The sequence below is a fragment of the Ensifer sp. genome (assembly GCF_035999135.1).
Lineage (GTDB): Bacteria > Pseudomonadota > Alphaproteobacteria > Rhizobiales > Rhizobiaceae > Ensifer.
This window is the reverse complement of the sequence record NZ_DASYGZ010000136.1, coordinates 1-4,098: the sequence shown is the minus strand read 5'-3', so window position 1 is coordinate 4,098 and position 4,098 is coordinate 1. Positions and strand designations below refer to the sequence as shown.

The following is a 4,098-nucleotide window of genomic DNA, read 5'->3' as shown; positions in this document are numbered from 1 at the left end:
ATGGCCGACAGCGAACGGGCGCGCTGGCCGGCATCCTCGTCGGCAGCGGTGGACAGCGTCAGCTTGCCCTGGCGGCGACCATCGTCGCCCTTCGGGCGGGCCGGAACCTTGGCGGGCTCGGGACGTACGACCTTGCCGCGCACCGGACCTGCGCCGGGACGCGGACCACGATCGTCATCCTTCTCGTTGTCGACCTTGCGGCCGCGCAACGCGCCGGCCGGAGCCGGGGTCGGAAGTCCAGTTGCCGCTTCAGCGGGCCTGCCGGCCTGTGGGCGGCTGTCGGTACGACGCTCGGGGGAAGCCGGTGCGCGAGCAGCCACGGGGCGCTCTTCGACAACCTCTTCGGCCTTGGCTACGGGCTCGACAGCCGCGCGGGCGGCTTCTTCGGCAGCGCGGCGTGCGGCTTCTTCCTTCTCCTGAAGGAGACGGGCTTCTTCCTCGCGCTTGCGGCGTGCTTCGTTCTCGGCGCGGATAACCGCTTCTTCGGCGTCGCGGATCTGGGCTTCGGCCAGAGCGCGGCGGCGTGCATCGATCTCACCGGCAGAAAGCTGGTTGAGAACGACACCGACGCGCGGGCGGTTGGCCTGGTTGGCTTCCTGACGCGTCGAATGCTGCTGCGGCTGCGGAGCCGGGCGGCCCGAAGGCTGCGGCTGAGCCGGGCGCTGCTCGACCGGGCGAGCGGCGGGAGCCGCGGCAACCGGCGTGATCGGACGCTCGTCCTTGGGACGATGGAAGGGGCGTTTCTTGGTTTCGACCACGACCGCCTTGGTGCGGCCACGGCCCATGTCCTGACGCACGGTCCCCTGAGAAACCCCGTGGGGCTTCAGGGTCAGCGTCTTCTTGCCTGCTGCGCTGCCTGTCTTGTCGTCGTTGTTGTCGGTCATTCCGTTCCGTTCCTAGCGATCAGGGCCGGATGCGTATCACCTGACCCTGTCTTCCAAATTGTCTCAAACAATGTACGCGATGCCAGACTGTGCCGGTGACGCGGGTCATTGCTGTGGCTTGCCAGCGCCGCCGTCGGCCCGGACCGGGACGGATCCTCGGTACTTTTCGAGCATGATTGCGCGCTTCACTACACCCTCACCCGCCTGCCCTGCAAGCGCTGCGGCATGGATAAAAGCATAACTTCCTAAAAGGCCCTCCATTTCCGCCCCGGTGAAGGGACGGAACGAAGGTATTTCCGTTTCATCGTCGGCCACGAAGCTCATCGCCTTTCGGGCCTGGTCTATCTTTCGCACGCCGTCGGCGGCAGCGTCGATCGCATGGAAAACGGCGAGTGCCGCCATTCCCCTGACCGCCTGTTCCGTCTTCGTCGCACCGGAGATGAACTGGGCCGCCTTGCGCGCCATGTTCATCATGCCGGCCAGTTGCTCGCAGAGCAGCCGGTCGACATCGTCGGCGAGCGTCGCGTCGGCCTTGACGTCCGCCTTGAGCGCGCGGGCGAAGAACTTCTTCGCCACCGCCTTTTCAATCAGCGCCCGCTCGGCCTTGACCCAGCAGCCGCGTCCCGGAAGCTGACGCTTCAGATCGGCAACGACGCGACCGTCCGGGCCAGCCACGAAGCGGATCAGCTCGTCCGGCGCCCCGCTCTCGCGGGTGACGATGCAGGTCCGCGTGCTGCCGTTGCGATCCTTCGGGCCCCCATCCACCGGTAGGGGGTCCGAAGACAGGCTGTCGGCATCTTCAGAGGCAATCATCGGCCTCAAGCGTCCTGCTCGGCGCCTTCGGCAACGTCGATCGGCTCTTCACCTTCGACCTCTTCGCCTGCCAGATCCTCTTCCGTGATCCAGCCGGCAGCGAGACGTGCCTGAACGATCATGGCTTCGGCTTCAGCGCGCGAAACTTCGAACTTCGAGAAGGTGCCCTCGAAGCGCTTGGTCTCGCCGTCCTTGCGTTCGCTCCAGCCGACGAGATCGTCGGCGGCGCAGCCGGCGAAGTCCTCGATCGTCTTGATGCCTTCTTCGCCGAGGGCCACGAGCATCTGGCTCGTCAGGCCATCGATCGAGCGCAGCTCGTCGGCAACGCCGAGTTCGCGGCGCTTGGCATCCAGTTCGGCTTCGAGCTTTTCCAGGAACTCGCGCGCGCGGGTCTGGATTTCGGTCGCGGTCTCTTCGTCGAAGCCGTCGATCGAGGCGATTTCGTCGAGATCGACATAGGCAAGCTCCTCGACGGCAGCAAAGCCTTCGGACGCCAGAACCTGGCCGACCATTTCGTCGACGTCGAGCGAGTCCATGAAGAGGTTGGTGCGCTCGGTGAATTCCTTCTGGCGACGCTCGCTCTCTTCCTGTTCGGTCAGGATGTCGATGTCCCAGCCGGTCAGCTGCGAAGCGAGGCGAACGTTCTGGCCACGACGGCCGATGGCGAGCGACAGCTGCTCGTCCGGAACGACCACTTCGATGCGCTCGGCGTCCTCGTCGAGAACGACCTTGGCGACTTCCGCCGGCTGCAGCGCGTTGACGATGAACGACGCCGGATCCTGCGACCACGGAATGATGTCGATCTTTTCGCCCTGCAGTTCGCCGACGACGGCCTGGACGCGCGAACCGCGCATACCGACGCAGGCGCCGACCGGATCGATCGACGAGTCGTTGGAGACAACCGCGATCTTGGCGCGCGAACCCGGGTCACGGGCAACGGACTTGATCTGGATGATGCCGTCGTAGATCTCGGGCACTTCCATGGTGAAGAGCTTCACCATGAATTGCGGGTGGGTACGCGACAGGAAGATCTGCGGGCCGCGCTGTTCGCGGCGCACGTCGTAGACGAAGGCGCGAACGCGGTCGCCGTAGCGCATGTTTTCGCGCGGGATCATCTCGTCGCGACGGATGATGCCTTCGCCACGGCCGAGATCGACGATGACGTTGCCGTATTCGACGCGCTTGACGGTGCCGTTGACGATCTCGCCGACGCGATCCTTGAATTCGTCGAACTGACGATCGCGCTCGGCTTCACGCACCTTCTGCACGATGACCTGCTTGGCCGACTGGGCCGCGATACGGCCGAAGTCCATCGGCGGCAGCGGATCGGCGATGAAGTCGCCGAGCTTGGCGTCCGGATTGCGATCGCGAGCAAGCTCGAGCGGGATCTGCGTGGAATAGTCGTCAGCCTTTTCGACCACTTCGAGAAGACGCTGCAGGCGGATTTCGCCGGTCTTCGAGTTGATGTCGGCGCGGATGTTCGATTCCGACCCATAGCGCGAGCGGGCGGCCTTCTGGATCGCATCGGCCATCGCGGCCAGAACGATTTCGCGGTCGATCACCTTTTCGCGCGCAACGGCATCCGCGATCTGCAGAAGCTCGAGCCGGTTAGCACTGACTGCCATGTCTTGTCTCCGTTGGGTTGCAGGGGGCTTCACGCACCGCCCGGCTTATTCCTCAATAGGTGAATCTTCGTCTTCGAAATTCTCGTTCGCGGCGCGCTCGGCCTTGGCCTTCTTGTCGGCGGTCAGCGCATCGCGGATCAGATCGTCGGTCAGGATCAGCCGCGCTTCGGAAAGCGTGGTGAACGGAATGACGACAACCGGCTCCTCGCCATAGGCGGGCTGGTCGCGCTCAAGCCGGAAACCTTCGTCATCGACGGCGACGATCTTGCCGCGGAACCGCTTGCGGCCATCGACCAGCACCGACGTCTCGCATTTCAGCAGGTGGCCCTGCCAGCGGAAGAAGTCGGACTTGCGCACCATGGGGCGGTCGATGCCCGGCGACGACACTTCCAGATGATACGCCTTGTCGATCGGATCTTCCACATCGAGCACCGGCGAAATGGCCTTGGAGATCTCTTCGCAATCCTCGACGGTCATGGTGCCGTCGTTGCGCTCCGCCATGATCTGCAGCGTCAGGCCGTTCTGGCCGGACATGCGCACACGCACCAGGCGATAGCCCATGGGGACGAGCACAGGCTCGATGATATCGGCGACACGCTGATCAAGTCCGGTTTCGGTGATCAGCCGCGGTTCATTTGCATTTTCAGCCGTTGTCGTATCGGACAAACGATCATCTCCTCATCGGACCGGCTAATAAAAAAGAGCGGGTCCTGACGGGCCCACTCTTCATCTACCGATCAAGAATTTGAGGCTCATATACGCCCCATCGCCGCAAA

The 4,098-nt window shown here is 64.1% G+C and carries 4 protein-coding genes; all 4 read right to left on the bottom strand.

Annotated elements, in window-relative coordinates; genetic code table 11:
• Nucleotides 1-884, bottom strand: an 884-nt coding sequence (locus VGO12_RS16170; RefSeq protein ID WP_327513762.1) for a translation initiation factor IF-2 associated domain-containing protein, incomplete at its 3' end; no start/stop codon positions are given.
• A gap of 105 nt (nucleotides 885-989) precedes the next feature.
• Entirely contained in the window at nucleotides 990-1,697 is a 708-nt protein-coding gene (locus tag VGO12_RS16165; protein WP_327513761.1) for an RNA-binding protein, read from the bottom strand.
• A 5-nt stretch (nucleotides 1,698-1,702) separates the two neighbouring features.
• Nucleotides 1,703-3,322 (bottom strand): transcription termination factor NusA, encoded by a 1,620-nt coding sequence (gene nusA, locus VGO12_RS16160; protein WP_327513760.1) that lies wholly within the window; start codon nucleotides 3,320-3,322, stop codon nucleotides 1,703-1,705.
• Between the two features lie 45 nt (nucleotides 3,323-3,367).
• Nucleotides 3,368-3,988, bottom strand: a complete 621-nt coding sequence (gene rimP / locus VGO12_RS16155) for a ribosome maturation factor RimP (RefSeq protein WP_327513759.1) — start codon at nucleotides 3,986-3,988, stop codon at nucleotides 3,368-3,370.
• Nucleotides 3,989-4,098 lie beyond the last annotated feature (110 nt).

What these genes read in the sequence shown, in the direction of transcription:
- nusA (WP_327513760.1), bottom strand. Translation starts at nt 3,322, where the DNA reads ATGGCAGTCAGTGCTAACCGGCTCGAGCTTCTGCAGATCGCGGATGCC.
- VGO12_RS16165 (WP_327513761.1), bottom strand. Translation starts at nt 1,697, where the DNA reads ATGATTGCCTCTGAAGATGCCGACAGCCTGTCTTCGGACCCCCTACCG.